The organism is uncultured Kordia sp. (assembly GCF_947496985.1).
In the GTDB taxonomy this organism is placed as follows: domain Bacteria; phylum Bacteroidota; class Bacteroidia; order Flavobacteriales; family Flavobacteriaceae; genus Kordia.
Genome location: NZ_CANMEZ010000032.1, coordinates 1 through 708, shown reverse-complemented (window position 1 = coordinate 708; position 708 = coordinate 1). Strand labels below are relative to the sequence as shown.

Here is a 708-nt window from a genome sequence, read left to right as displayed (position 1 = left end):
TAACGTGTTCGTGTATGATTAGTTGCGTTTGCTAGAACTAAGTTAGTAAAAGAAAACGAACCAGAGGAAAATCCGTAGGATTTTCCGAGTAGGCATACTACAAGTAATTAATCATACAGGTTGTTAGGTGCAGTTTTTCATTTCATTTTCAATTCGCTTAAGAACCTTAACAAACTTTTCAAAATGATCAACATCATTAATTCCATGTGCTGGAGTTAAAACAATTCTGTCTGTAGGTTTATTAATAGTTCCAATAAAGATTTTCTCATTATTTATATTTTCTATTAAGATTTTATCAGAAACGAGTTTTTTTATTAAGTCTTTGTTTCCGCCAAATGAAAATTGGTTTCTAACGGTTCTAGGAATAAATATTGCTCGATTTGGAATTATATAGTCTAAGAATTTATTCCATAAAGTTTTTGGAAAAACATTAAATTCAACTTCATATGTTTTGTCTAAGTGAAGTGTAATTCTAAAAGGTTCAGTTCCATACATTGCTCCGCCAACTTCATTCAGATTGATACTGATTTTTGTTCCGTCAAAATCTATAATTCCACTTTTTTGTTGGTAACTGTATTTTCCTGTTGGGTCACTAAAACTACTAGTTGGATCTTCTGAGTATATTCCATTATATTTATCTGTTAATTCCTGAATAATACTCATTCGTTCAAAGTTTTCTCAAATTGCGCCTAACGGACTTGTGTATGA

The 708-nt window shown here is 30.6% G+C and carries 1 protein-coding gene; it reads right to left on the bottom strand.

The genetic code is table 11. The features are described from left to right. Window positions 1-123: 123 nt before the first annotated feature. Window positions 124-663: a hypothetical protein gene (locus tag Q0828_RS24375; protein WP_298427975.1), complete on the bottom strand. Its 540-nt coding sequence runs from the start codon at window positions 661-663 to the stop codon at window positions 124-126. Between the last annotated feature and the right edge of the window lie 45 nt (window positions 664-708).